Annotated in this window: 21 protein-coding genes and 2 other RNA genes; 16 read left to right on the top strand and 7 right to left on the bottom strand. The window is 63.8% G+C overall.

All coding sequences use genetic code 11. The features are described 5' to 3' along the window. Nucleotides 1–177 precede the first annotated feature (177 nt). The 12 genes from dnaN (at nucleotide 178) to ABQU90_RS19765 (ending at nucleotide 13,632) form a co-directional block, all read left to right on the top strand. The gene (gene dnaN / locus ABQU90_RS19820) at nucleotides 178–1,278 is read left to right on the top strand and encodes a DNA polymerase III subunit beta (protein ID WP_055852563.1); all 1,101 of its coding nucleotides are present in this window, start codon (nucleotides 178–180) and stop codon (nucleotides 1,276–1,278) included. A 1,029-nt stretch (nucleotides 1,279–2,307) separates the two neighbouring features. Continuing rightward, the gene (gene recF / locus ABQU90_RS19815; RefSeq protein ID WP_323520815.1) at nucleotides 2,308–3,414 is read left to right on the top strand and encodes a DNA replication/repair protein RecF; all 1,107 of its coding nucleotides are present in this window, start codon (nucleotides 2,308–2,310) and stop codon (nucleotides 3,412–3,414) included. A 114-nt stretch (nucleotides 3,415–3,528) separates the two neighbouring features. After that, nucleotides 3,529–5,973: a DNA topoisomerase (ATP-hydrolyzing) subunit B gene (gene gyrB, locus ABQU90_RS19810; protein ID WP_115552383.1), complete on the top strand. Its 2,445-nt coding sequence runs from the start codon at nucleotides 3,529–3,531 to the stop codon at nucleotides 5,971–5,973. A gap of 67 nt (nucleotides 5,974–6,040) precedes the next feature. Further along, the gene (locus ABQU90_RS19805; protein WP_055852571.1) at nucleotides 6,041–6,877 is read left to right on the top strand and encodes a CPBP family intramembrane glutamic endopeptidase; all 837 of its coding nucleotides are present in this window, start codon (nucleotides 6,041–6,043) and stop codon (nucleotides 6,875–6,877) included. A 206-nt stretch (nucleotides 6,878–7,083) separates the two neighbouring features. Continuing rightward, nucleotides 7,084–7,890 (top strand): M48 family metallopeptidase, encoded by an 807-nt coding sequence (locus tag ABQU90_RS19800; protein WP_323520816.1) that lies wholly within the window; start codon nucleotides 7,084–7,086, stop codon nucleotides 7,888–7,890. A gap of 287 nt (nucleotides 7,891–8,177) precedes the next feature. Then, on the top strand, nucleotides 8,178–9,374 hold the full coding sequence (locus ABQU90_RS19795) for a tetratricopeptide repeat protein (protein WP_323520817.1): 1,197 nt from the start codon (nucleotides 8,178–8,180) through the stop codon (nucleotides 9,372–9,374). A gap of 153 nt (nucleotides 9,375–9,527) precedes the next feature. Then, nucleotides 9,528–10,199 (top strand): energy transducer TonB, encoded by a 672-nt coding sequence (locus ABQU90_RS19790; RefSeq protein ID WP_033897859.1) that lies wholly within the window; start codon nucleotides 9,528–9,530, stop codon nucleotides 10,197–10,199. Between the two features lie 85 nt (nucleotides 10,200–10,284). Then, a complete protein-coding gene (exbB, locus tag ABQU90_RS19785) occupies nucleotides 10,285–11,046 on the top strand; it encodes a TonB-system energizer ExbB (protein WP_005912445.1) in 762 nt (253 codons plus the stop codon). Nucleotides 11,047–11,092: 46 nt separating this feature from the next. Next, nucleotides 11,093–11,515: an ExbD/TolR family protein gene (locus tag ABQU90_RS19780; RefSeq protein ID WP_005912447.1), complete on the top strand. Its 423-nt coding sequence runs from the start codon at nucleotides 11,093–11,095 to the stop codon at nucleotides 11,513–11,515. A gap of 3 nt (nucleotides 11,516–11,518) precedes the next feature. Further along, nucleotides 11,519–11,932, top strand: coding sequence for an ExbD/TolR family protein (locus ABQU90_RS19775; RefSeq protein WP_055852577.1), 414 nt, complete (start codon nucleotides 11,519–11,521; stop codon nucleotides 11,930–11,932). An 831-nt stretch (nucleotides 11,933–12,763) separates the two neighbouring features. Beyond that, complete coding sequence (locus ABQU90_RS19770; RefSeq protein WP_323520818.1) at nucleotides 12,764–13,171, top strand: ExbD/TolR family protein; 408 nt, start codon at nucleotides 12,764–12,766, stop codon at nucleotides 13,169–13,171. 384 nt (nucleotides 13,172–13,555) lie between these two features. Further along, nucleotides 13,556–13,632, top strand: a non-coding RNA gene (locus ABQU90_RS19765) — sX9 sRNA. A 130-nt stretch (nucleotides 13,633–13,762) separates the two neighbouring features. Here the strand turns inward: ABQU90_RS19765 and ABQU90_RS19760 are convergent. From ABQU90_RS19760 to cls, 3 genes are all read right to left on the bottom strand, one after another. Beyond that, nucleotides 13,763–14,530: a pyridoxine 5'-phosphate synthase gene (locus ABQU90_RS19760; RefSeq protein ID WP_323520819.1), complete on the bottom strand. Its 768-nt coding sequence runs from the start codon at nucleotides 14,528–14,530 to the stop codon at nucleotides 13,763–13,765. A gap of 11 nt (nucleotides 14,531–14,541) precedes the next feature. Then, nucleotides 14,542–14,811, bottom strand: coding sequence for a hypothetical protein (locus tag ABQU90_RS19755; RefSeq protein WP_104615556.1), 270 nt, complete (start codon nucleotides 14,809–14,811; stop codon nucleotides 14,542–14,544). Nucleotides 14,812–14,882: 71 nt separating this feature from the next. Then, nucleotides 14,883–16,343: a cardiolipin synthase gene (gene cls, locus ABQU90_RS19750; protein ID WP_323520820.1), complete on the bottom strand. Its 1,461-nt coding sequence runs from the start codon at nucleotides 16,341–16,343 to the stop codon at nucleotides 14,883–14,885. 139 nt (nucleotides 16,344–16,482) lie between these two features. Here cls and ABQU90_RS19745 point away from each other — a divergent pair, with 139 nt between their 5' ends. After that, nucleotides 16,483–17,577 (top strand): PA0069 family radical SAM protein, encoded by a 1,095-nt coding sequence (locus ABQU90_RS19745; RefSeq protein ID WP_323520821.1) that lies wholly within the window; start codon nucleotides 16,483–16,485, stop codon nucleotides 17,575–17,577. 275 nt (nucleotides 17,578–17,852) lie between these two features. On the opposite strand, the gene ABQU90_RS19740 is transcribed toward ABQU90_RS19745, so the two are convergent. Continuing rightward, entirely contained in the window at nucleotides 17,853–18,554 is a 702-nt protein-coding gene (locus ABQU90_RS19740; RefSeq protein ID WP_055852961.1) for a 2OG-Fe(II) oxygenase family protein, read from the bottom strand. Between the two features lie 361 nt (nucleotides 18,555–18,915). After that, complete coding sequence (locus ABQU90_RS19735; protein ID WP_323520822.1) at nucleotides 18,916–20,256, bottom strand: outer membrane protein transport protein; 1,341 nt, start codon at nucleotides 20,254–20,256, stop codon at nucleotides 18,916–18,918. A 218-nt stretch (nucleotides 20,257–20,474) separates the two neighbouring features. Between ABQU90_RS19735 and ABQU90_RS19730 the strand changes: the two genes are divergently transcribed. The 3 genes from ABQU90_RS19730 (at nucleotide 20,475) to ABQU90_RS19720 (ending at nucleotide 22,579) form a co-directional block, all read left to right on the top strand. Beyond that, on the top strand, nucleotides 20,475–21,167 hold the full coding sequence (locus ABQU90_RS19730; RefSeq protein ID WP_323520823.1) for a rhomboid family intramembrane serine protease: 693 nt from the start codon (nucleotides 20,475–20,477) through the stop codon (nucleotides 21,165–21,167). Nucleotides 21,168–21,275: 108 nt separating this feature from the next. Next, nucleotides 21,276–21,593 carry a DUF1820 family protein gene (locus tag ABQU90_RS19725; RefSeq protein WP_055852962.1) on the top strand — a complete coding sequence of 106 codons (318 nt, stop codon included), beginning with the start codon at nucleotides 21,276–21,278 and terminating at the stop codon, nucleotides 21,591–21,593. Further along, entirely contained in the window at nucleotides 21,593–22,579 is a 987-nt protein-coding gene (locus ABQU90_RS19720) for a D-2-hydroxyacid dehydrogenase family protein (protein ID WP_323520824.1), read from the top strand. The genes ABQU90_RS19725 and ABQU90_RS19720 overlap by 1 nt, the downstream gene beginning before the upstream one ends. Before the next feature lie 127 nt (nucleotides 22,580–22,706). On the opposite strand, the gene ABQU90_RS19715 is transcribed toward ABQU90_RS19720, so the two are convergent. Both ABQU90_RS19715 and ABQU90_RS19710 read right to left on the bottom strand, forming a co-directional pair. Beyond that, a non-coding RNA gene (locus ABQU90_RS19715) (sX9 sRNA) lies at nucleotides 22,707–22,782 on the bottom strand. A gap of 577 nt (nucleotides 22,783–23,359) precedes the next feature. Next, nucleotides 23,360–24,934, bottom strand: a complete 1,575-nt coding sequence (locus ABQU90_RS19710; protein ID WP_323520825.1) for a S41 family peptidase — start codon at nucleotides 24,932–24,934, stop codon at nucleotides 23,360–23,362. Nucleotides 24,935–25,143 lie beyond the last annotated feature (209 nt).

Here is a 25,143-nt window from a genome sequence, read left to right as displayed (position 1 = left end):
GAAAACTATCCACAGGTTTTCCTAGCAGACCAGGGGCACTAGTCCAACGGCTTTCAGGTGCTGAAATTCTTTTGGAAACAGAGAGTTATGGTGGTTATCCGCTGAAAACGGCCCTACCATCACCACCAAGCTTTTGATTTATCCATTATTTTTTAAAGCATAGGGGCACGGAACCACATGCGTTTTACACTGCAGCGCGAAGCCTTCCTCAAACCGTTGGCCCAGGTGGTCAATGTGGTCGAACGCCGTCAAACCCTGCCAGTCCTGGCAAACCTGCTGGTGCAGGTGAAGGACGGCCAGGTGTCCTTGACGGGCACGGACCTGGAAGTGGAAATGATCTCGCGCACGATGGTGGAAGACGCGCAGGATGGTGAAACCACGATCCCGGCGCGCAAGTTGTTCGACATCCTGCGTGCCCTGCCCGACGGCAGCCGCGTCACCATCTCGCAGACCGGCGACAAGGTCACCGTGCAGGCGGGGCGCAGCCGCTTTACGCTGGCGACGCTGCCAGCCAACGACTTTCCGTCTGTGGACGAAGTCGAAGCGACCGAACGCGTTGCCGTGCCGGAAGCAGCGTTGAAGGAGCTGATCGAGCGCACGGCGTTCGCAATGGCCCAGCAGGACGTGCGGTATTACCTCAACGGGTTGCTGTTCGACCTGCGCGATGGCCTGCTGCGCTGCGTGGCCACCGACGGACATCGTCTGGCGTTGTGCGAAACCGAGCTGGAGAAGTCCGGCGGCGCCAAGCGCCAGATCATCGTGCCGCGGAAGGGCGTGACCGAGCTGCTGCGCTTGCTGGAAGCGGCCGACCGTGAGGTCGAGCTGGAAGTCGGGCGTAGTCATATCCGCGTCAAGCGTGGCGATGTGACCTTTACCTCCAAGCTGATCGATGGCCGTTTTCCGGATTACGAAGCAGTGATTCCGATTGGCGCCGACCGTGAGGTCAAGGTCGACCGCGAGGCGCTGCGTGCGTCGTTGCAGCGCGCTGCGATCCTGTCCAACGAGAAGTACCGCGGCGTTCGCGTCGAGGTGTCTCCGGGGCAGCTGAAAATCAGCGCGCACAACCCCGAGCAGGAAGAGGCGCAGGAAGAGATCGAGGCAGACACCAAGGTGGACGACTTGGCGATCGGCTTCAACGTGAACTACCTGCTGGATGCGTTGTCGGCACTGCGCGACGAGCATGTGGTGATCCAGCTGCGCGACGCAAATTCGTCTGCATTGGTGCGCGAGGCAAGCAGTGAGAAGTCCCGCCATGTGGTCATGCCGCTGCGTCTCTGACGTTGCGTTCCACGTGGAACACGAAAGCCCGGCGAGAGTCGGGCTTTTTTTTGCCTCGTGCTCGCAAGCGCGCAGGCAAGACGCAGTAAGGCTTTGCCTGGGTGTGGGACAGCGTGTATCAGTGTTTTGGTCAGAGGTTGGCTGTTACGTGCTTACCGGAGGCCCACCCAGCGGGGATGGATGCGGGGCTCTTGCCAACGCGTCAGTGGCGAAGATTCCCGCATCCCCAAACCATCTCGTGGATCCACAGCTGGCTTTGCTGCTTGAATCGGCTCACAGCTGCCACGGCGCGGGCGGGGACATGCCGGTGGGCGGCTCAAGAGTATTAGCCGCCATCAGCGAGCGTCGCACCTGCGTTTGGCAGACCCTTGCGTCGCATGTCGTGCAAGGACGCGCTGCGGATGTTTACTGCCCTGCTACTACCACCAGGGGTCATTGCTCCGATTGGGAGCCGTTTGCCAGCGCATGCATTGCAGATTCATTGCAAAAAGTAATTTGTAGGTCCCGGCTGCGTGAGGTCGGCACATGACTAGCAGCGCCAGCCAGTACGAATCTCATCTCTCCACGAGACCGGGCAATTTCGGGCCTGACGTTTCTTTCGTGAATTCGCACCTGGAAAATAAACCCGTTCAACGGGGAACACTGGCGCGTACCGAGGTTCACTCAACAACGCTCACCGTGCTGTTTCGAAACGGCAGTTTTCGACTTATGCACATCAAGCTTTGCTTTAAAAAATAGAAATAACTTAAGAGCTTGGTGGTGATGGTAGGGCTAGATTTCGCCTAAAAGTAGGTCAAGCTATTGTTTTAAATGGTTTTTATGGGCGCGAAACCCTGTGTTTTAACCCCCGTCTTCGCCCCTGCAACCTGTGGATAAGACCAACCACCCATCCAAGCGCCGATTTTGTCCCCAACTTATCCCCAGGAAGTCCTGTCGCGCGTCCTCGGTGCTACCGCGCGGGTGGTGGACCAATCACGTATGCTGCGGACCGGCCGGGGACCCGGATCACAGCCCGGAGCAGACTGATCGATGCACGTAGTGCGGTTGTCCATACATCGGCTTCGTCGCTTCGAGACAGTCGACCTCTACCCCGCCAGTTCCCTGAACCTGCTGACCGGTGACAACGGCGCAGGCAAGACCAGCGTGCTCGAGGCATTGCACCTGATGGCCTATGGGCGCAGCTTTCGTGGGCGAGTGCGCGATGGACTGATCCAGCAAGGTGCCAGCGATCTGGAAGTGTTCGTCGAATGGCGCGAACGCACGGGTGAGGCTGCAGAACGCACACGACGTGCCGGGCTTCGCCATAGCGGGCAGGAATGGACGGGGCGGCTGGATGGCGAAGATGTCGCGCAGCTTGGTTTGCTGTGCGCCGCGTTGGCCGTGGTCACGTTCGAGCCGGGAAGCCACGTCTTGATCAGCGGTGGCGGTGAGCCGCGCCGCCGGTTCCTGGATTGGGGTTTGTTCCACGTGGAACCTGACTTCCTCGCGCTCTGGCGGCGCTATGCGCGAGCGCTCAAACAACGTAATGCCCTGCTCAAACAGGGGGCGCAGCCGCGCATGCTGGATGCCTGGGATCACGAGCTTGCCGAATCAGGAGAAACCTTGACCTCCAGACGGTTGCGCTACCTTGAGCGCCTGCAGGAGCGCCTGATTCCGGTCGCCACTGCGATTGCGCCGTCGCTGGGCCTGTCCGCCCTGGAGTTTTCGCCAGGCTGGAAGCGCCATGAGGTCTCGCTTGCGGATGCATTGCTACTGGCGCGCGAACGCGACCGCCAGAATGGCTACACCTCGCAAGGCCCGCATCGCGCCGACTGGGCACCCCGTTTCGACGCCGTTCCCGGCAAGGACGCCTTATCGCGAGGCCAGGCGAAGCTGACCGCGCTGGCGTGCCTGCTTGCGCAAGCTGAGGATTTCGCCCACGAACGCGGAGAGTGGCCCGTGATTGCGCTGGATGACCTCGGCTCGGAGCTTGATCGGCACCACCAGGCCAGCGTCTTGCAGCGTCTGGCCGCTGCACCAGCACAAGTGCTGATCACGGCGACGGAGACACCGCCCGGCCTGGCCGATGCGGGCGAAATTCTGCACCGGTTCCACGTGGAACACGGCACGATCGCGCCTCAAGTCGCGGCTGACTAAGCCCGACGGCCAGAGCGGGCCGACTGGTATAATTGACGGGCTATCCCCCTTTTCCCACGGTGCGATGCGGCTCCTGCCGTTTCCGTTCCGTGTTGTGGAGCTAACGGCACACGCATGACCGACGAACAGAACACCTCGCCTACTCCCAACGGCACCTACGACTCCAGCAAGATCACCGTGCTGCGTGGCCTGGAAGCCGTCCGCAAGCGCCCCGGCATGTACATCGGCGATGTCCATGACGGCACCGGCCTGCATCACATGGTGTTCGAAGTGGTCGACAACTCCGTCGACGAAGCCTTGGCTGGCCACGCCGACGACATCGTGGTGAAAATCCTGGTCGATGGCTCGGTGGCGGTGTCGGACAACGGCCGTGGTGTGCCGGTCGACATCCACAAGGAAGAAGGCGTCTCGGCGGCTGAGGTGATCCTCACCGTGCTGCATGCCGGCGGCAAGTTCGACGACAATAGCTACAAAGTGTCCGGCGGCCTGCATGGCGTGGGCGTGTCGGTGGTCAACGCACTGTCCGAGCACCTGTGGCTGGACATCTGGCGCGACGGGTTCCACTACCAGCAGGAATACGCGCTGGGCGAGCCGCAGTACCCGCTCAAGCAGCTGGAAGCCTCGACCAAGCGCGGCACCACGTTGCGCTTCAAGCCGGCCGTGGCGATCTTCAGCGACGTCGAGTTTCATTACGACATCCTGGCGCGTCGCCTGCGCGAACTTTCGTTCCTCAATTCCGGCGTCAAGATCGCGCTGATCGACGAGCGCGGCGAAGGCCGTCGCGACGATTTCCATTACGAAGGCGGCATCCGCAGCTTCGTGGAGCATTTGGCGCAGCTGAAGTCGCCGCTGCACCCCAACGTGATCTCGGTAACCGGCGAGCACAACGGCATTGTGGTGGACGTGGCCCTGCAATGGACCGACGCCTACCAGGAAACCATGTACTGCTTCACCAACAACATCCCGCAGAAGGATGGCGGCACCCACTTGGCCGGCTTCCGCGCCGCGCTGACACGCGTGCTCAGCAACTACATCGAGCAGAACGGCATCGCCAAGCAAGCCAAGGTCGCGCTGACCGGCGACGACATGCGCGAAGGCATGATCGCGGTGCTGTCGGTGAAGGTGCCCGACCCCAGCTTTTCCTCGCAGACCAAGGAAAAGCTGGTCAGCTCGGACGTGCGCCCGGCGGTGGAAAACGCCTTCGGTGCGCGCCTGCAGGAGTTCCTGCAGGAAAACCCGAACGAAGCCAAGGCCATCACCGGCAAGATCGTCGATGCCGCGCGTGCGCGCGAAGCCGCCCGCAAGGCGCGCGATCTGACCCGCCGCAAGGGCGCGCTGGACATCGCCGGCCTGCCGGGCAAGCTGGCCGACTGCCAGGAAAAGGATCCAGCGCTGTCGGAATTGTTTATCGTCGAGGGTGACTCGGCAGGTGGCTCGGCCAAGCAAGGCCGTAACCGCAAGAACCAGGCGGTGCTGCCGCTGCGCGGCAAGATCCTCAACGTCGAGCGTGCGCGCTTCGACCGCATGCTGGCCTCAGACCAGGTCGGCACGCTGATCACTGCGCTGGGGACCGGCATCGGCCGCGACGAGTACAACCCGGACAAGCTGCGCTACCACCGCATCATCCTGATGACCGACGCCGACGTGGACGGCTCGCACATCCGCACCCTGCTGCTCACGTTCTTCTACCGGCAGATGCCGGAGCTGATCGAGCGCGGCTACATCTACATCGGCCTGCCGCCGCTGTACAAGCTCAAGCAGGGCAAGAGCGAGCTGTATCTGAAGGACGACGCGGCGCTCAATGCCTACCTGGCCAGCAATGCGGTCGAAGGCGCGGCGCTGATTCCCGCCACCGACGAGCCGCCGATCACTGGCGAAGCGCTGGAGAAGCTGCTGCTGCTGTACACCGGCGCCAACGAGGCGATCGCCCGCAATGCGCATCGTTACGACCCGGCCCTATTGACCGCGCTGATCGACCTGCCGCCGCTGGATGTGGTGCAGTTGCAGGCCGAAGGCGATGTGCATCCCACCCTGGACGCACTGCAGGCTGTGCTCAACCGCGGCACCCTGGGCACCGCGCGTTACCAGTTGCGCTTCGATCCGGCCACGGAAAACACCGCCGCAACCCTGGTCGCCATCCGCCGGCACATGGGCGAGGAATTCACCCAGGTGCTGCCGATGGGCGCGTTCGAAAGCGGCGAGCTGCGTCCGCTGCGCGAAGTGTCGCTGGCACTGAACGACCTGATCCGGGAAGGCGCGCAGATCGTGCGTGGCAACAAGACCCACCCGATCACCAGTTTCGCGCAGGCACATGCCTGGCTGCTGGAAGAGGCCAAGCGCGGCCGTCAGGTGCAGCGCTTCAAGGGCCTGGGCGAAATGAATGCCGAGCAGCTGTGGGAAACCACGGTCAACCCGGACACGCGCCGGCTGTTGCAGGTCCGCATCGAGGACGCTGTGGCCGCCGACCAGATCTTCAGCACCTTGATGGGCGATGTGGTGGAACCGCGTCGCGACTTCATCGAGGACAACGCGCTGAAGGTGTCCAACCTGGATATCTGAGCCGCCCGCGTCGCACCGGCACAACGCAGCAGCGTTGTGCCGGCGGCCCGGTGTCCGCAGGACGACGATGAGCACAGACCCTTCCACCCTACCGGCACCGCCCCCCGCTGCCGGCCGCTCTCCGCTGCCGCCCGTGCTGCTCGGTTTCGCGATCGATGTGTTGATCGCCGTCGGCCTGTTGCTCAGCCTGAGCGTGGCCGGCTTTGCGATCTGGGGTGCGATACGTGGCATCGGCTATGCGCAGGCCGCCAAGGCGCAGGGCCTGACGCCCTCCTCCGCCGACGTCATGGCCGCCATCGGCCAACCCGGGGTGATGGTGCAATTGCTCACTGCCCTGGTCAGCACTGCCACCCCAGCGGTGCTGCTGTACTACTGGCGTCGCCGCGCCACGTCCGTCGAACAGGCGGCCTCGCGGGCGGCTGCGCGACGGACCTCCACCTGGGGCTGGACCGCCTTGATCGCCGCCGCGGTCTTTGTGCTCAGCAATCTGGTCAGCGTGGCCGCCTCGGCACTGGGCATCAAACCCGTACCCACCAACCTGCCGCTGATGGAAGAAGCCATCCAGCAGTGGCCGCTGGCCCTGGCGCTGTTTGCGGTGGTCATCGCTCCGGCCTACGAAGAGCTCCTGTTCCGTCGCGTCCTGTTTGGCCGCCTGCTGGCTGCCGGCCGCCCCTGGCTGGGAATCGTCTTGAGCGGCGCACTGTTTGCGCTGGTGCATGAAGTCCCCGGCATCAGCGGCAATGGCCCGGCCGCCATCGCCCAGCTCTGGCTGATCTACGGCAGCATGGGCGCGGCATTTGCCTGGCTGTATTGGCGCACCGGCACGCTGTGGGCGCCCATCGCCGCGCACGGCGTCAACAACGCCACCGCTCTGGCTGCCCTGTACTTTTTCGGAATCGGGTAAGCCAGCGCTGCGACTCGGCCGGTGTCAGACCGTTGCGGTCAGTGCCTGCGATCCGTCCGGCCCCCCCCCCCGCACATCGCGATGCCGAGCGCGCCATTAGCGTTTATCTGATGGCCGTTGGCCACGTTTTGCTGGCCGATCCAGGCCGTTTGACGAAAAGTTAAGACGAGCCTGCCAAAATGGTCCGCATGATTCAGGGGGATCGAATGAAAGCTAGGTTGTTGATCGTTGTTGCCGTCCTCGCGTTGACGGCATGTGCCACCACTACGTCGCCAACCGGCCGCCGACAGGTGGTGGGTGGCGTGTCGCAAGAACAGCTCGACCAGCTGGGCGCGCAGTCGTTCGCACAGACCAAGGCCAAGGAAAAAGTCAGCACCGACGGCAAGCAGAATGCTTACGTCCAGTGCGTGGTCAATGCACTGGTGGCGCAGTTGCCGCCGCAGTGGCGCGACACCAAGTGGGAGACGGCGCTGTTCGTCGACGACGAGGCCAATGCGTTCGCCCTGCCTGGCGGCAAGGTCGGGGTCAACACCGGCATCTTCACCGTTGCCAAGACCCAGGACCAACTGGCTGCGGTGCTGGGACACGAAATCGGGCACGTGATCTCGCGCCACCACGAGGAGCGCATCACCCGCCAGCTCGGCACAAAGACCGGCCTGGGCATCATTGGCGCACTCGCTGGTGCGGCCTACGGCGACGGCGCGGCCAGCGCGGTGAATCAGGTCGGCGGCATGACCGCGCAGACCGTGTTCCTGCTGCCCGGGTCGCGGACCCAGGAGAGCGAAGCCGACGTGGTCGGTCAGCGCTTGATGGCGCAGGCCGGCTTCGACCCGGCTCAGGCGGTCACGCTGTGGCAGAACATGATGGCTGCCAGCGGCAACCGTCAGCCGCAATGGCTGTCTACCCACCCCGACCCGACCAACCGCATCCGCGAGCTGCAGGCCGACGTCAACCAGCTCGAACCGGTGTACCAGCAGGCACGGCAGGCCGGACGCGCCCCACGATGCGGCTAGGTCCTGCCGCGGTGACGCTGCAATCGATGCTATCGGGCATTCAAAATCGCCAAGGTTGGCGCTGTATCCGCCTCTTACATCGGCGCGCAGTGCCCACCGCACGCTCACTTCCGATGTCTTACCGTTAGCCGCCCTAAGCAACTGTCTCCTGTCCCGATTGACGCACCACAACATGGAAACCGTTTTCGGGAACTGAGACTTTCTGCTAAGTTTGCCGGCTCAGATTTTTCGTACAGCTTCCATTCCGCTTTTCGTACCGCCCAACGGCGGCTCGTCCGAGGTGAAACATGAAACTGCTCAACCGCAAGCAAGCCCTGTTGTCCCTGTTCATCGCAGCGTCCCTGGGCGGGGCTGTCGTCACCGATGCGGTCGCGCAGTCGGACCGCTCTTCCGAGCGTGCCGCGCGTAAGTCCAAGGGCAACAGCAAGGCCGAAGAGCTGTACCCGCAGTCGACCCGTCAGGCACCGACGATCAAGCCGTCGTCCAAGTTGAGCAGCAAGCTGCAGAAGCTGATCGAAACCTTCAACAAGGGCGAGGACTACCCGGGCGTGCGCAGCCAGGCCGATGAAATCCTGGCCAACAGCGCTGCCAACGAAGCCGACAAGGCGCTCGCCGCCCAGCTCGCTGCGCAGGCTGCCTACAACCTGGACGATACCGCTGGCGCCAAGAAGTACCTGCAGCAGGCCATTGGCCTGAATGCGCTGGACAACAACGGCCAGTTCCAGTCGATGCTGATGCTGGCGCAGTTGCAGATGCAGGACGACCAGCAGGCCGAAGGTCTGGCCACGCTGGACAAGTATCTGGACGAGAGCAAGTCGCAGCGTCCGGAAGATCTGATCCTCAAGGGGCAGGCGCTGTACCAGGCCGAGCGCTACAAGGAAGCGATTCCGGTGCTGAAGCAGGCCATCGCCGCCTCGCCCGAGCCGAAGGACACCTGGAACCAGCTCCTGATGGCGTCCTACGCCGAAGCCGGTCAGACCGGTGAAGCCGTGGCTGCCGCCGAGGCGCTGGCCGCCAAGACGCCCAACGACAAGAAGGCCCAGCTCAATCTGGCCAGCATGTACATGCAGGCCGATCAGATGGACAAGGCCGCCGGCGTCATGGACAAGCTGCGCGCGGCCGGGCAGTTGACCGAAGAAAAGGAATACAAGCAGTTGTATTCCATCTACGCCAACACCGAGAACAAGGAAAAGGATGTCATCGCGGTGATCAATGAAGGTATGCAAAAAGGCATCCTCAAGCCCGATTATCAGACATACCTTGCGCTGGCTCAGTCCTATTACTACGGCGAAGACGTGCCGAAGGCGATCGAGAACTGGCAGAAAGCCGCACCGCTTTCCAAGGACGGCGAGACCTATCTGAATCTGGCCAAGGTGCTGCATTCGGAAGGTCGCATCCCGGAGGCCAAGCAGGCCGCACAGCAGGCGATCGCCAAGGGCGTTAAAAAACCCGAAGACGCCAAGAAGATCATCAACCTGAAGTAAAAAAAGAAAATAAACCCCCGAAATCCCTGTGTTTTTAGTGGTTACAGGACTCGGGATTGGTATAAGCTTGGGAGTTCCTGCGGTGTCAAAGCCGTCCGAAAACCTGGGGATCATCACAGTGATCCGGGCCCCCACTGAAAGAGCCATTGGCGCATGACGGAACAACTCGTTATCCACAGGCATGACTATGATGCCGGGAACCAGGGTCTGAGCTGGGCCCGCATTATCGGTATTGCTTTTGTAATTGCCCTGCACCTCACTGCACTGATGATGTTGCTGATTCCTGCAGTGGCGCCGAAGGCTCCGGCAGAGAAGGAGCGCACCACCATGGTTACCCTGGTGGATGCACCGCCTCCTCCCCCGCCGCCGCCGCCGCCGCCGCCGCCGGAAGACAAGCCGCCACCGCCGGTCAAGAATCTGTCGCCGCCGAAGCCGTCACCGGTTCCGCCGCCGCCGGAAGCACCGGTCGTCGATGTTCCCGAACCGCGTCCTAGCGATATCGTCACGCCGCCGAGCCCACCGTCTCCGCCGCAACCGCCGAGTGACATCGGCGCCAGTGTCGATATCTCGTCCAAGAACATGAACCCGCCGAAGTACCCGCCAGCAGCGTTCCGTGCCGGCGTCCAAGGTGAGGTCATCCTGATCGTGGATGTGGATGCGAGCGGCAACGTGACCAATGTGTCGGTCGAAAAGTCCAGCCGCAACCGCGACCTTGACCGTGCCGCGATGGACGCAGCACGCAAGTGGAAGTTCAACGCCTCCACTGTCAACGGGCAGAAAGCCGCCGGACGTGTCCGCGTCCCGGTCAACTTTGCTCTGAACTGATCCCACGGGCCGGCCACGGCCGGCCCAGGATCCTGTCTTCCTTTCGCTCCACCCTTCATCACCACACACAACAAAGGTAAGCGTCATGCTGCAGGAATTCTTTATCGCCGCCGCTGCAGGGGGCTCCAATCCGTCGGCCGCACTTTCGCAGATGGGCTTCGAGCACCTGATCACCGAAATGACCTCGAGCCCGGGCGACTTTGCCGTGTCTTGGGTCGTGTTGATCACCCTGATCGCCATGTCCGCCGCCTCCTGGTACTGGACTGTCATCAACATCTTCCGCGCCACCCGCCTGAAGAGCGCGGCTGACCGCGTCACCACCGCGTTCTGGGATGCCCCGAATGCGCAGGACGCGATTCGCGCCATGGAAGAACAGCCGGCTTCCGAGCCGTTCTCGAAGATCGCGCTGGACGCAGCCCAGGCTGCTGCTCACCACCAGCGTGCCGAAGGCAGCACCGGTGGTCTGGGCGAGAGCCTGAGCCGTTCGGAGTTTGTCGACCGCGCCCTGCGTCAGGCCGTGACCCGCGAAAGCACCAAGCTGCAGTCGGGCATGACCCTGCTGGCCACCGTCGGTGCGACCGCGCCGTTCGTCGGTCTGCTCGGTACCGTGTGGGGCATCTACGGCGCGCTGATCAAGATCGGTGCAACCGGTTCGGCCTCCATCGACGCCGTTGCCGGCCCGGTGGGTGAAGCGCTGATCATGACCGCGATCGGTCTGTTCGTCGCCATCCCGGCCGTGTTCGCGTTCAACTTCTTCTCCAAGGTCAACAGCTCGGTGATCGCCAAGTTCGACACCTTTGCACACGACCTGCACGACTTCTTCGCCACCGGTTCGCGCGTTCGCTAATCCGGTAGTAAAGAACGCCTTCGCAACGATTTAGACGGAGCCCGTTATGGCCTTCAGTAGTGGAAACAGCGGTGGCCCGATGGCCGACATCAATGTGACGCCCCTGGTGGACGTCATGCTGGTGCTGCTGATCATCTTCATCATTACGGCACCGCTGATGTCCCACAAGGTCAAGGTGGAGCTGCCAGAGGCCAACTTGATCCAGAAGGAAGATGCGGAGAAACGCGCCGCGCCGATCACTCTGGCCGTCAAGGAAGATGGGTCGCTGTACTGGAACGACGAGCCGATCTCCAAGGAAGCCCTGGAGTCGCGCCTGTCCACCGCAGCACAGCAGACCCCGCAGCCGCCGCTCAACCTGCGCGGCGACCGCACGACCAAAATGCGTACGATCAACGAGATCACCAAGATCGCGCAGGGTCAGGGCATGCTGGACGTCGGTTTTGTTGCAACCAAAGTGAAGGGGCAGTAAGCCATGGCATTTAGTACTGGTGGAGGCCGTGGGCCGATGGCCGACATCAACGTCACGCCCCTTGTGGACGTGATGCTGGTGCTGCTGATCATCTTCATTGTGACCGCGCCGATCATGACGTATCCGATCGCCGTGGATCTGCCGCAGCGGGTGCTGAACCCGCCACCGCAGACGACTGAGCCGCCGCCGCCGATCGAGTTGCGTATCGACGCCAGCAACCAGGTGTTCTGGAACAACAGCCCGACGCCGGTTGATCAGTTGCAGCAGAAGATGGAAGAAGTGGTCCAGGCCGATCCGACCAATCAGCCGGAACTGCGCATCGATGCAAATCAGGATGCGGAGTACGAGGTGATGGCGAAGGTGCTGGCCGCTGCGAAGAACTCGCAGATGAAGAAAATCGGTTTCATGCAGCAGTAAACGCATCTGCAATACCGCAACACAACAGTCATGACGCGACTGCAACGCCACCGGAAACGGTGGCGTTTTTTTGTGCCTGCTCCTATGGGCTGGTGCCTGAGAATCTGCGATCTCACCGACGCGATCGCGTGCGCACAGCAGATGGACACTTCGCCTTGCAGTGCGAGATACCGAGAGTCTGCAGCAGCGGTTTGATGCAGTGGATTATTCGTTGCAGATACGTGCGAACCGAAGCGAATTTCTCGCTTCGAGATTCCCTTGGCTTAACCCGCACCGCTCGTTGAGGTGGTGGCGATTACCCATCATGCGGGCAAGACGGTGCATGCGTGTACAGACGTCTGGCGTTACGTAGAGACAAATAAAAGCCAGCTAAAGAGCAACGTCGGATGGGTAGACATCTAATGCAACTGAAGGCGGCTTTCTCGCTTCGAGATTCTCTTTACTTAATCCGCACCGCTCATTGAAGTGGTGGTGGTTACCCATCATGCGGGCAAGACAGTGCATGCGTGTACAGACGTCTGGCGTTGCGTATAGCCAACTAAAAGCCAGCTAGAGAGCAACCTCAGATGTGTACGCATCACGGATCAACACGTTTAGGCGATCAGCTGGAAGCTAGTTAGCAACAACACATTGCATGCGGCCGGACCACGAACCCACACGTTTATGCCATCGGCTGTGCGTCTGCCTGGACACGTGGTTCTTCGCAGAAACACCCCGCTCCCACGTTCAAGGCCGTTAGTGCTGAGACCTGTCTCGATGCGTATTCCATGGCGGCTTATCAGGTGTATGCTCGGCCATGCAGCACCCACGATCACAGCACCGGAGGCAGTCATGGCTTTCAGTACAGCAGGGACTCGGGGACCACTGGCGGAGATCAATGTCACACCGCTGGTGGATGTCATGTTGGTGTTGTTGATCATCTTTATCGTCACCGCGCCGATGGTGACGCGCACGATGACGCTGGATCTGCCGCAGTCCACCCGCCAGCCGCGCGTGCCGCTGGAGCCGCCTGCACCGATTGCCTTGCGGCTTGATGCCGACGGCCAGGTGTTCTGGAATGCCAGCCCGGTGAGCTTGCAGGATCTGCAGCCGCGTTTGATCGAACAGATGCGCGAGACGGCCGGCAATCAGCCGGAGCTACGTATCGCTGCCAACCAGGAGGCCGAATATGCGGTTCTGGCCAAGGTGCTGGCAGCAGCCAAGAATGCGCAGGTAGAGCGCATCGCTTTCGTGCAATAGACCGCAGGCGCCTGCGCCGTGCGGTGCAGGCCACCAACAGGCTCACGCGGCGTCTCTCGATGCGCTGCGTGAGCCGCATCGCAATGAATGCGGAGGCAGCGCAGCACCGTTCGTCTATCTCACTGGCTTGCCGTAGCGCATCGTTGGCAGCGTGATGGGCCGGCTGTTACACGCTGTGTGGGTTGATGCTCAGCAGCAGTGGCGGGTTGTCCATCGCTCGTCGTGGTGCCAGCCGGCGTTCCACCCTGCGCTGGCCTGTCTTCGGCCAACCGACAGGATGGCGTTGCGTGAGCATTTGGCAGACCTAGAGCGGTTAACAGACTAGCGCGGCAAACAGATCGATTGCGCAGCCAACCAGCTGGCGCGGCTTGTGCTTGGTACGGCAGGTACCACGGGTGCATTGCGGTTCTGAGTACGCCGTACACACCCATCTGCCGACTGCTCACCACGTTCTGTTGGCAGCTTTCGGAAGGTGCACGCAAGCGTCGCTGCAATGCGCAGGGTCTACCGCCACCAGCCAGTGCGCCGCGCAAGGTTGGCAAACCAAACACCGAATAGGTAAATACCGTTACGAAAACCGCGCGCAGTGGCCTACATCTGCGTGCCGACGCCTCGCAGCAGCTGCACATACGCCCGCACGGTCGTATCCAGGCCTGTATACAAGGCCTCGCTGATCAGCGCGTGGCCGATCGACACTTCCAGCACCCCGGGCACGGTGGCGAGAAAATCGCCAAGGTTGGCTTGCGACAGATCATGCCCCGCATTGATTCCCAAGCCTGCGGCGGTGGCAAGTCGCGCGGCGTCGGCAAACAGGGCCAGTTCGGTCTGCGGCTGCCCGCTGGCATGCGCGTGCGCGTACGGGCCGGTGTACAACTCGATACGGTCCGCACCCAGTGCGGCAGCCTGGTCAAGATGCGGATTGCCGGCATCCACAAACAGGCTGACGCGGCTGCCGAGCGCCTTGAACGTAGCGATCAGTTCACCAAGGTGCGCGGTGTCCTGCGCAAAATCGAAACCGTGGTCGGAGGTCAGCTGCCCATCGCTGTCGGGTACCAGGGTGACCTGCTCCGGGCGTGTGGCACCGCACAGCTCCAGCAGCCCGGGATAGCCGGCGCGCGGCGGTGCAAACGGGTTGCCTTCGATATTGAACTCGACGCCGTGCTCGCGCGTCAGTGCGCTCAGTGCGAGCACGTCGTCGTCGCGGATGTGCCGCTGGTCCGGACGCGGATGCACGGTAATGCCATGCGCGCCGGCGGCGATGCAGGTGCGGGCCGCCTGCACCACATCCGGGTCGTGCCCACCGCGGGAGTTGCGCACAACCGCGATCTTGTTGACGTTGACGCTGAGCTGGGTGGTCACGACATCGTTCTCTACGCTTGCGGCTCGCCGTCGCGGGTTGCTGCCAGCGCTGCGGCCTTGCGGGCCTCGGCCAGCTCGCGCAGCCGGCGCAGCTCGGCCGGGTCGATCATGCTGCTGGTGTCGCGCTGGGTATCGTCCATGCGCGCGGCGAACCAGCCGCGGGTCCACAACAGCAGCAACAGCAACGCCACCAATAGCGACACCACCAGCAACCAAACGTGCGGCGTGCTGAAAGCCAGCACCAGCGCACCCAGTGCCATAAGCAGAAACAGCCAGTGCATGACGAGCTCCCCAATGAGTGGCGGCAGTGTAGCGCCGCGCCCGCTCTGGTTCCACGTGGGACGGGCGCGGCTTAGAGCAACGGCGACAGCAGCCGTGCGAAGGCTTCGGGCAGGCGCGAGCGCCAGAGCGGACGGCGATGCACAAAGCGCACTTCCTGCGCCTGTTGCATGTCGGTGTCGATCATCCCGGCCAGCTCGGCGGACACCGCCTGGTCGCGGAACAGCATCGACAGCTCGAAATTCAACCGGAAGCTGCGGCTGTCGAAATTGGCGCTGCCGACAATGCAGACCTCGTCGTCGGCCAGCAGCGCCTTGGTGTGCAGCATGCGCGGGCCGTACTCGTAGATGCGCACGCCGGCTTCGAGCAGTTCGTCGAAATACGAGCGCGCGGCATAGGTGACCAGGCGCGAGTCGCTGACGCGCGGCACCAGCAGGCGCACGTCCAGGCCGCCCAACGCGGCCGAGGTCAGCGCCATGCGCGCGGCCTCGCCGGGAACGAAATACGGCGTGACCAGCCAGACCCGGTGCTTGGCCTCGTGGATGGCGGCGACCATCAGGCGGTGGATGGCTTCCCACGAGGAATCCGGGCCGGACACCAGCACCTGTGCATCCACCGTGCCCTGCGCCCGCGTGGGCACGTCTTCAGGCCAGAGCTGCTGGCCGTGGAAGGCGGCGCGCTCCTGCCGGGTGGCATACAGCCAGTCTTCCAGGAAGACCAGCTGCAGGCTGCGCACCACGTGGCCTTGCAGGCGCACATGCAGGTCGCGGTACGCATCGCTGCGCACCTGCTCGTTCTCTTCGTCGGTGACGTTGATGCCGCCGGTGAAGCCGATACGGCCATCGACCACCAGCAGCTTGCGGTGGGTACGCAGGTTCAGCCACGGCCGCTTGAAGGGTTTGAGGAACTGCGACGGATGGAACCAGGCGGTTTCCACGCCCGCATCGCGCAGCGTGCGCAGCGCGCGCCGGGTCATCGCCGAGGAGCCGATCGCGTCCATCAACAGGCGCACCTTCACCCCGGCGCGGGCGCGTTCCATCAGCGCATCGCAGATCGCAGTGCCGCTGTGGTCGGGCTGGAAGATGTAGTACTCCAGATGGACGTGGTCGCGAGCGCTGCGGATCGCTTCGATGATGGCCGCATACGTCGCCGCGCCATCCACCAGCCAATGCACTTCGGTGGCGCTGCTCGGCGCCAGGCCGGTGGTGGACTGGGCGATCTTGGCCAGCTCGGTGCAATCGGCATCCGGCGGGCAGACGCTGCTGTAGCTTTCCATGCCCGAACGCGAGCGCCCGCGCCGCAGCCGCTGGCGCTTCACTTTTTGCGGGCCAAGCCAGTAATAGATCAGCAGCCCCAGGTACGGCAGTGCGGCCAACGACAGCACCCAACTCAGCGTGGCCACCGGCTCGCGCTTCTGCAGCACGATCCAGCTGGCGATCCACAGCAGGTAGAGCACGTAGGCGGCGAGAAGGAGGGCTTCGAGATGGGGAATGTTGGCCAGCCAATCCCACGCGCCCTGAGCAAATGCGAGCATGCGCGGATTCTACGGCGCGTCCGCCTTGCTGCGATGACCGTGGCGCCAATGCGGTGGCGCATCGACACCGGCCTGAAAGCTTCATTGTGTCGAACGCCTGGTCGCGGCGTGTGAGACCCGCCGGTCGTACGATGCGTCAATGGCAAGCGCAATCAAGGGCCGGGGTGCGACCGGTTATCTGCCCGGACGGTTCGAGGTCACCACCGAGCAGGCGGTGGACGATGGCTGGCACGTGGAGGACAGCGAGGAGTTCGCTGCGGGCGTCCTGCGCACGCAGGTCACCGAGGAAACCGCGCGCAGCATCATCAGCCGCAACCAGTCGCCGGACATCGGCTTCTCGCAATCGGTCAACCCATATCGCGGCTGCGAGCACGGCTGCAGCTACTGCTTTGCGCGGCCCTCGCACGCGTATCTCAATCTGTCGCCCGGGCTGGATTTCGAGACCAAGCTGTTCGCCAAGACCAACGCACCGGACCTGCTGCGGCGTGAGTTGGCGCGGCCAAGCTATGTGCCCAGCCCGATCGCGCTGGGCATCAATACCGATGCGTATCAGCCGATCGAGCGCAAGCGCGCACTGACGCGGCAATTGATCGAAGTACTGTGGGAAACGCGGCACCCGTTCACGCTGATCACCAAGAATGCGTTGGTGACACGCGATCTGGATCTGCTTGCACCGTTGGCGCGCGAGAATTTGGTCAACGTGTATTTTTCGGTGACCACGCTGGACCCGCAGGTGTCGGCCAAGCTGGAGCCGCGCGCCTCCGCACCGCATGCGCGCCTGCGCGCGATGCGCACCTTGCACGAGGCCGGCGTGCCAGTGGGCGTGATGGCCGCGCCGGTGATCCCGTGGATCAACGACCATGAGCTGGAAGCGATTCTGCAGGCCGCTGCCGACGCGGGCGCGAGCAGTGCCGGCTATGTGCTGCTGCGGTTGCCGCACGAAGTGGCGCCCTTGTTCCGCGACTGGCTGCAGACCCATCACCCGCAGCGCGCCGCGCATGTGATGAGCACCATCCAGCAGCTACGCGGCGGCAAGGACTACGACAGCACCTTCGGCACCCGCTTCCGTGGGCAAGGCGTGTATGCCGACCTGCTGGCGCGCCGCTTTGCGCTCGCGCATCGCCGCGCAGGATTCGAGACGCGCGCGATGCCGGCACTGGACTGCAGCGCCTTCCGCCGCCCCGCTCCGCCGGCCAAGCCGGTGCCCGACTCGCCGCAGGGGCAGTTGTTTTAGCTGCCGGGATTGGGGAGTTGGGATTGGGGATTCGTAACGGCAGTGGCGCTTCTACCGATCAGTTCCGCTTGGCTGATATGAAACGTTTGCGATGTCTGGGGCGATCTGGTTGATCGCATCGAACGTACTGCCGTCACTTACGGCAGCGCGTGTCACTCCAGACGGCTGTTCTGGCAGTAGCAATCAGCCATAGGAATGAAAGCCGCCAGGCAACAGCAACGACGCGCCGCCGTTGCCGTTGCCGTTGCGATTCCCTATTCCCTATTCCCTATTCCCTATTCCCCGCCGTAAAGCGCCTGCGCCGATTGGAACAGGATCCAGCTGGTGGCGATGAATTTGTCGCCACCGACCGGGCGGTTGCCGCGGTGGGTGTGGGTGAAGGCAGTCGGGGCGATCAACAGGCTGCCGGTGCGCGGGCGGGCCTTGCGTTGCTGGAACAGGAATTCGGTTTCGCCTTGTTCGAAGTCTTCGTTGAGGTACAGCGTCCACAGCAGGTGCCGATGCAGCGTGTCGGCGCTGGCATCGCGTGGATACAGCTCGCAGTGCCAATACGGGTAGCCGCCCTGGTCGGCGGTGTACCACTGCAGATTAATCGCGCCCGGACGCAGGCAGGTGCGCGCCAGATCGCCCAGCGCCTGGTCGCTCATCTGCGCGATGTCCTCGGCCACCAGCCGATGCGGTGTGCCGTCGGCGGTGGTGACCTGCAGCATCAACGGCGAAATCAGCGCCTGCGGATACTGGCGCAGATAGGTCAGCACGCCGTCGAACACCGCCTGTTGCAGGCGGCTTTCCACTTCGGCCCACTCGGCCACACCGCTGATGCGCAGATCGCGGCTGTGTTTGAGTTCGGGAAACACGCCGCCACCGATGCGGCCCGGATGCAGCTGCTGACTGTCACGCATGCGCTGCACAATCGCCGCGCAATCGGCGGCCGCCACGGCGTTGTCGGTGATCTGGATAAAGTCGGGTTGGCTCATGCACACGACCATAGCAATGTAAACGCGCTTCGGTAAGCAGCGTGATCAAAGGATTTCCAATGCGTCGAGCCTCATGCATTGACGTTCGGAAGTCCGCGCGCCTTCGATCACCGTGCTGGGTTGGCGGAATGTCGCCCATCACTGATCGCCGTCGCTTTGTTATGTCGGCGGCATCGCGCTGTGATTGCGGAGATGACGTAGCCCCGAACGGCCAGCAGCAAGATCACCGCGCGACGCGTCCGTCGATGCAGCTTATCGGCCCAGCCGCCCAGTGTGCCCCCGCACCATGCCAACGCACAGCCGACCAAAGAAAAACCCCGCCGAAGCGGGGTTTTTCATCACACAACACGGTTTGCGACGATCAGAACTTGTAGTTGATCGAAGCAGCCAGGATGTTGCCCTGCACATCGTAGCTACCCGCCAGGCGGTCGCCGGTGGCGCTGCGGGTGTCGCTGGTCGGGTCGCTGACAAACAGGTGGGTGTAACCGAAGTTGTATTCGGCCTGCTGCGACGGACGCCAGCTCAGACCCAGCGAGACCCACTTGCGGCTGGCATCGGGCACGCGCACGTCACGGTGCTCGGCGGTGGTCGGGGTCTGGTCGTAGGCCAGGCCGCCACGCAGGGTCAGCGTGTCGCTCATGCGGTAGTCGGCACCGATCGAGGCGAAGGTGGTGTCGCGGTAGGAGAAGTCCAGCACGCTGTTGGGCTGATTGGATGCGAAGTCCACGGTCACCTGGTCGAACTTGCTCCAGGCGGTGCGGGTGACGTCGGCCATGATCGACCACTGCTCGTTCACGTTGTGCGTGAAGCTGGCGGTGGCGCTGGCGGGCAGCGTGACGGTGGCGCGGCCCTTGGTGTCGATGAAGGTGCCCGGTGCGGCGACGCCCAGCACGGCAGCGGCATTACCCGGCGTGGTGAAGTCGGCATCACCGTCGGTGATCTTGTGCTCCACTTCCGAGCGGTAGCTGAAGCCGATGTGGGTGTTCTCGTCGATGCTGAACAAGCCACCGAGGGTGAAGCCCACTTCGGTGCTGTTGCCCTTGATGCGCGAGTAGCCGTCGGCGCTGCCCGGCGCAAAGCCCGGCACGCGACGCGCGGCCAGCACGCTGCCGAAGTCCACCGCATTGGCCAGATCGATATCCAGACGCTCGGCGAACACCGAGGCGCCGAAAGACACGTACGGGTTCACGTCGTAGGAGAACGCGACGTTGAAGTCGATCGCCTGCAGCTCGGTCTTGGTGCCGTGGTAGCGGCCCACCCAGTCACGGTCGTATTCGGTCTTGAAGCCGAACGGCACGGTGAGCGAGGTGCCCAGGTGCATGTTGTTGTTCTCGCCAAACGGCACGTGGAAATACATCGCCGGGACCGGCGCGATGGTGCCAGCGTCGCCGCCGTTGCCGCCGGACACCGGGGCGCCGTTGGCGTAGTTGCCGCTCTCGGGCTTGAACTTGGCCGAGAAGTGGATGGCGCTGACGTCGGCCTGGAACAGGCGACCGTCCAGCTGGCGCATGCCAGCCGGGTTGTTGACGATGATCGAGGCGTCGTCCGGGGCGCTGCCCGAACCTGCGAATGCGCGGCCGAGGCCCTTGGCGCTGTTTTCCTTCAGCTGGAATGCGGCGCCGTGCGCCTGGCCAACGGCCAGAACGCCAGCGATACCAACAGCCAGCAGGGTGGCGCGGCTCAGAGTGGAAGCGGTAGACATGAGTTGTAGCTCTCCGGATAAAGACGGCAATGGTCGGTTCAGCGCCCGCGCCCAGCACCAATCCAGTGCCTGGAGCGCGCCGGAGACCCCCCCCCGACATACGACGCCGTACGCAGTATACCCACCACGATTAACCGAACAATAACGACTTGCGTCCTGAACACGCGGTTGGATTGGGGCTGGGTTCAGGCCCGTGGACCGGCTATTGTGCGTCTCCGATGTTCGTTTCCCTCCCCTCCCGCAAGAAATCCACCCCGCGCTGGGCGGTGCCGCTGTTGTTCGCCACGGTGTGGCTGGCCTATCTGTGGTCGATCAGCCGGCCGGGCGAAGCGCGCAATACGCTGTGGCTGGACTGGGGCGCGCTGTCCAGTGGCGTCTCCAATCTGGGCGACTGGTGGGCGACCTTGCGCGATGGCAGCGTGCTGCGGCTGTTCACGGCGTTGTTCCTGCACGCCGATTGGTCGCATCTGCTCGGCAACCTGGTGTTCCTGCTGATCTTCGGGCTGCCGGCCGAGCGCATCCTGGGACCGTGGCGCTTGCTGCTGCTGTTTCTGGTGGGCGGGGCGGCCTCCAACCTGGCGGCGATCTTTGCGATCGGCACACCGGACCGGGTGATCATCGGCGCCTCCGGCGCGGTGTCGGCGTTGATCGGCACCTACCTGGCGTTGTTTCCCGGCGCCAAGCTGGGCGTGGTGCTGCCGCTGGGGTTGTTTCTGGAATTCATCCGCGTGCCGGCACCGTTGCTGATCGGTGCCTGGGCACTGCTGCAGGTGGTGTTCGCCTACATCGGCCCAGCGTTCGGCATGGTGGCGTGGTCGGCGCACATCGCCGGCTTCCTGTTCGGCATCGTCTACGGGCTATATGTGCGCGCGGCCATCGCGCGACGGTTGCGCAAGCGCCACGGGTTTTAGCGCGGCAAGCGATGCACCGGGGACGCGCGCGCGTGGCTGCGCGTGTGCGTGTGGCGGGTCAACGCGCATACGCTGCGTCCATCGCGATGGCGCGCCTATAATCGGCGCATGTCCAAGCCCTTGTACAAAGTCACCTTTCTCAATCACGGCAAGGTGTACGAGCTCTACGCGCACGAAGTGACCGGCAGCCATCTGTGGGGCTTCAACCAGATCGGCGAGCTGGTGTTCGACGTGCACGACGGCCTGGTGGTGGATCCCACCGAAGAACGCCTGCGCGAAGAGTTCGGCAATACCAAGACCTTGCATCTGCCGATGCAGAGCATCGTGCGTATCGAAGAAGTGGAAAAGAAAGGCCAGTCGGTGATCCGCGATGCCACCACCGGCGACAAGGTGGTGGCCTTTCCGGTGCCGACCAAGCCACGTTGATGCGCATTCTGGTGCCCGACGATTACCAGGGCGCAGTGCGTCAGCTGCCCTGTCTGCAGCGGCTGCAGGGCCACGATGTGCAGGTGCTCGGTGCATTGGCCACCGATCCCAACGAATGGGCCGAGCGCCTGGTCGAAGCCGATGCGCTGGTGCTGATCCGCGAGCGCACCCGCGTGGATGCGACGCTGTTGCGGCGGCTGCCGCGGCTCAAGCTGATCAGCCAGACCGGGCGCGTAGGCACGCATGTGGATGTGGCCGCGTGTACCGAGTTCGGGGTGGCGGTGGCTGAGGGCGTCGGCTCGCCGGTGGCGCCGGCCGAGCTGACCTGGGCGCTGATCCTGTCGGCCAGCCGCCGCCTGACCGAGTATCAGCGCGCGTTGCACCAGGGCCGCTGGCAGGCGGTGGGCGACCCCGGTCTGGGCCGATCGCTGCGTGGGCGCACGCTGGGCATCTGGAGTTATGGACGCATCGGTCAACGTGTGGCCGGGTTCGGGCGCGCGTTCGGCATGCAGGTGCTGGTCTGGGGCGGCGAAGCATCGTGCGCACAGGCGGCGCGCGATGGGTACGCGATTGCGGCCAGTCGCCAGGAGCTGTTCGAGCGCAGCGATGTGCTGTCGTTGCATCGCCGGCTCACCGCGCAGACGCGCCATCAGGTGACCGCGCAGGATCTGGGCCGCATGCGCCCCGATGCCTTGCTGGTCAACACCAGCCGCGCCGAATTACTCGCACCCGGCGCATTGCTGGCCGCACTGGATGCCGGTCGGCCGGGGCAGGCGGCGGTGGATGTGTTCGAGCGCGAGCCGGTGCAGGACCCGCGCGACCCGCTCCTGCAGCACCCGCGCCTGCTGGCCACACCGCACCTGGGGTACGTGGAACGCGACAGCTACGCGCTGTATTTCGAAGCAGCCTTCGATAATGTGCTGGCCTTTGCTGCGGGCACCCCGCGCAATCTGGTCAATCCGGAAGTGCTGGCGATGACGCGCTAGCGCGTGTTTGGCGTGGTGAGTCGAAACACGCATGCACGAATACCTATGCACGCGAATGGCGCAGCGATGCGCACGGGAACGCATGGAGGGGTTTGCAAAAGGCGCTGGATTGCGTAGGACGAAGCCCGGCTAACAAAACGTAGCGAGCAGTGGTCAGGTGGGCGTGGACGGCGCGGAGGAACCGGAGTGAACGCGTGGTACATGCCGCACCGAGCACCGAGCACCGGCCGCATGGCGGCTGCACAGTCCCTTCGTTAGCTGCACTGAAACCGGCGCCCGACACGGCGCTGCATGCCGCTGGCAATCCATGCGACTAGTCGATCCTCACAGAGCGATGATCGCCCGATCAACGCATGTCTGAGCGAGCGGGTGATTGAATGACGCACGTACGCGGCCTTCGTTTACCCGCGAAGATCTGGGTGTGGTGCGCAGCGAAGTTTCCTGCGCTATAGCGATTACCGTATCGAACAGCGTCCGGCGCCGTGCGAGCGATCGGTGCTGTCACTGACTCAGACAATGACGTTCGTCGCAGACACAGCGCGCACAGCGCGTGCTTTGCACTGGAGTCACTGCACTGCAGTCACTGAGGGATGCGGCTTAAAATTCGCAGCACGCAGCACGCAGCACGCAGCACGCATCGCGCAGCACGCACCGCGCGTCATGCAATGCATGGACAAGACTTGATCGGGCACGCTGCGCGCACCATCGTGCGTGCGGCGGACGACGAGCGCGTCGCCGGCATCATCCGGCCGACCCGCGCTCGCACCCTGTTCGCTGCGCTTACTTGGTCGGTTCGACCGGTGCCGGCTTATCCGTAGGCGCGGCCGGTTCGGCAGGTGTCTGCTTGTCGGCAGGTGCTGCCGGCTTGGCCGGGTCAGCCGGGGTGGCTGGCTTGTTTTTTTCCGTTGGCGCTGCCGGCTTGGCTGGGTCAGTTGGCTTGGCCTTGTCGGTGCTCGCCGGATGCGCTGCTGCCGGCTTCGGCTCGGAGGCTGCCTTGGTGGCCGCCCTCGCCTTCTGTGCGGACTGGGCTTTTGCCTTGAGTGCGGCTTGCGCCTTGGCGGCCGAGCCGGGCTGCTTGAGCTCGGCCAGCGCTGCGGTGATCGGGCCATCGCCAGGCAATACATCGCCGGCGCTATAGCCCTCTTCGCCCTCGGCATCGCCGCGCAGATGGCCCGGCAAGGTGGCTTCGCTGAAATCGGCTAGGCTGGCCGGCACGTCGGCATCGCCGGGCTGCGGTTCGGGAGTGAGCATCACTTCCGGCACGATGCCGCTGGCCTGGATCGACTTGCCGCTGGGGGTGTAATAGCGCGCGGTGGTGAGCTTGACCGAGTCGCCGTTGTCCAGCGGCAGCACGGTCTGCACCGAGCCCTTGCCGAAGGTGCGGCTACCGATGATGCGCGCGCGCTGGTTGTCGCGCAGCGCACCGGCCAGCACTTCGGAGGCGCTGGCCGAGCCGGCGTCCACCAGCACCACCACCGGTGCGCCGCCGAGCAGATCGCCCGGAGTGGCATCGAACTTGGCGTCGCTGATCGAGATACGCCCACGGGTGCTGACGATGTTGCCCTTGTCGAGCAGATCGTCGGCCACCTGCACCGCTGAGGTCAGCAGACCGCCCGGGTTGCTGCGCAGATCCAGCACCAGCCCGCGCAGTTTCCCGCCGGCCTGCAGCTGCTTGAGGTTCTTCTGGAAATCGGCGCCGGTATCGGCCTGAAAGGTGCTGATGCGGATGTAGCCGTAGCCCGGCTCCAGCAGCTTGCTGCGCACGCTGGCCACGCGAATGGTCTGGCGCTGCAGGGTCACATCGAACGGCTTGGGCGCCTTGTCGCGCACGATGGTCAGGGTGACCTTGCTGCCGGATTCGCCGCGCAGCGGCTCCATCGCCTTGCTGGCGTCGATCGGCTTGCCGTCGATGGCCACGATCACATCGCCTGCGCGAATGCCGGCACGCGCCGCCGGGGTGTCGTCGATCGGCGCGATCACCTTGAGCGTGTTGTCCTGTTGCTGCAGCAGCTCCACGCCAATGCCGTCATAGGCGCCGGTGGCCTGTTCGTCGAAGGCTTCGGCATCTTCCTTGTCGAAATAGGTGCTGTGCGGGTCCAGGTCAGAGAGCAGGCCGCGCACTGCGGCGTGCATCAGCTTCTTGTCTTCGACCGGGTCGACATAGGCCTGCTTGACCGCGTTGTACACCGCCACGAAGCGACGGATTTCGTCCAGCGGTACCTTGGAGACAGCGGCTTCATTGGCTTCCGGATCGTCCGCAGCGGCCTGGGCGGCGGCGGGACGGGCGGTCTGCGCCCAACCAGGCGACGCGAACAAGGCCAGCGACAGGGCAACGGACAGGACGGCTACGCGCATGAAGCACTCCGACAAAGAGATAAGACGCTCCGCACGACGGAGCTGACCGGATTATGCGCGAAGCAGCGGTAAATCCGCGTTGAATTACGCGTGTGTTGCGTGGGCAGTTCGGTGGCGGCCAGCTAGCTGGCGACCGAAGCACGGATGTGTGACGCATTGGGGCGGCCGGGCATCTGCAACTCGAGTGCGGCGAGCGTGCAGCGCACAGG

Origin of the sequence: Xanthomonas sp. WHRI 10207, from assembly GCF_040202975.1 — a bacterium.
Lineage (GTDB): Bacteria > Pseudomonadota > Gammaproteobacteria > Xanthomonadales > Xanthomonadaceae > Xanthomonas.
Note: the sequence above shows the minus strand (reverse complement) of the source record. Positions and strands in the feature narration are given on the sequence as shown.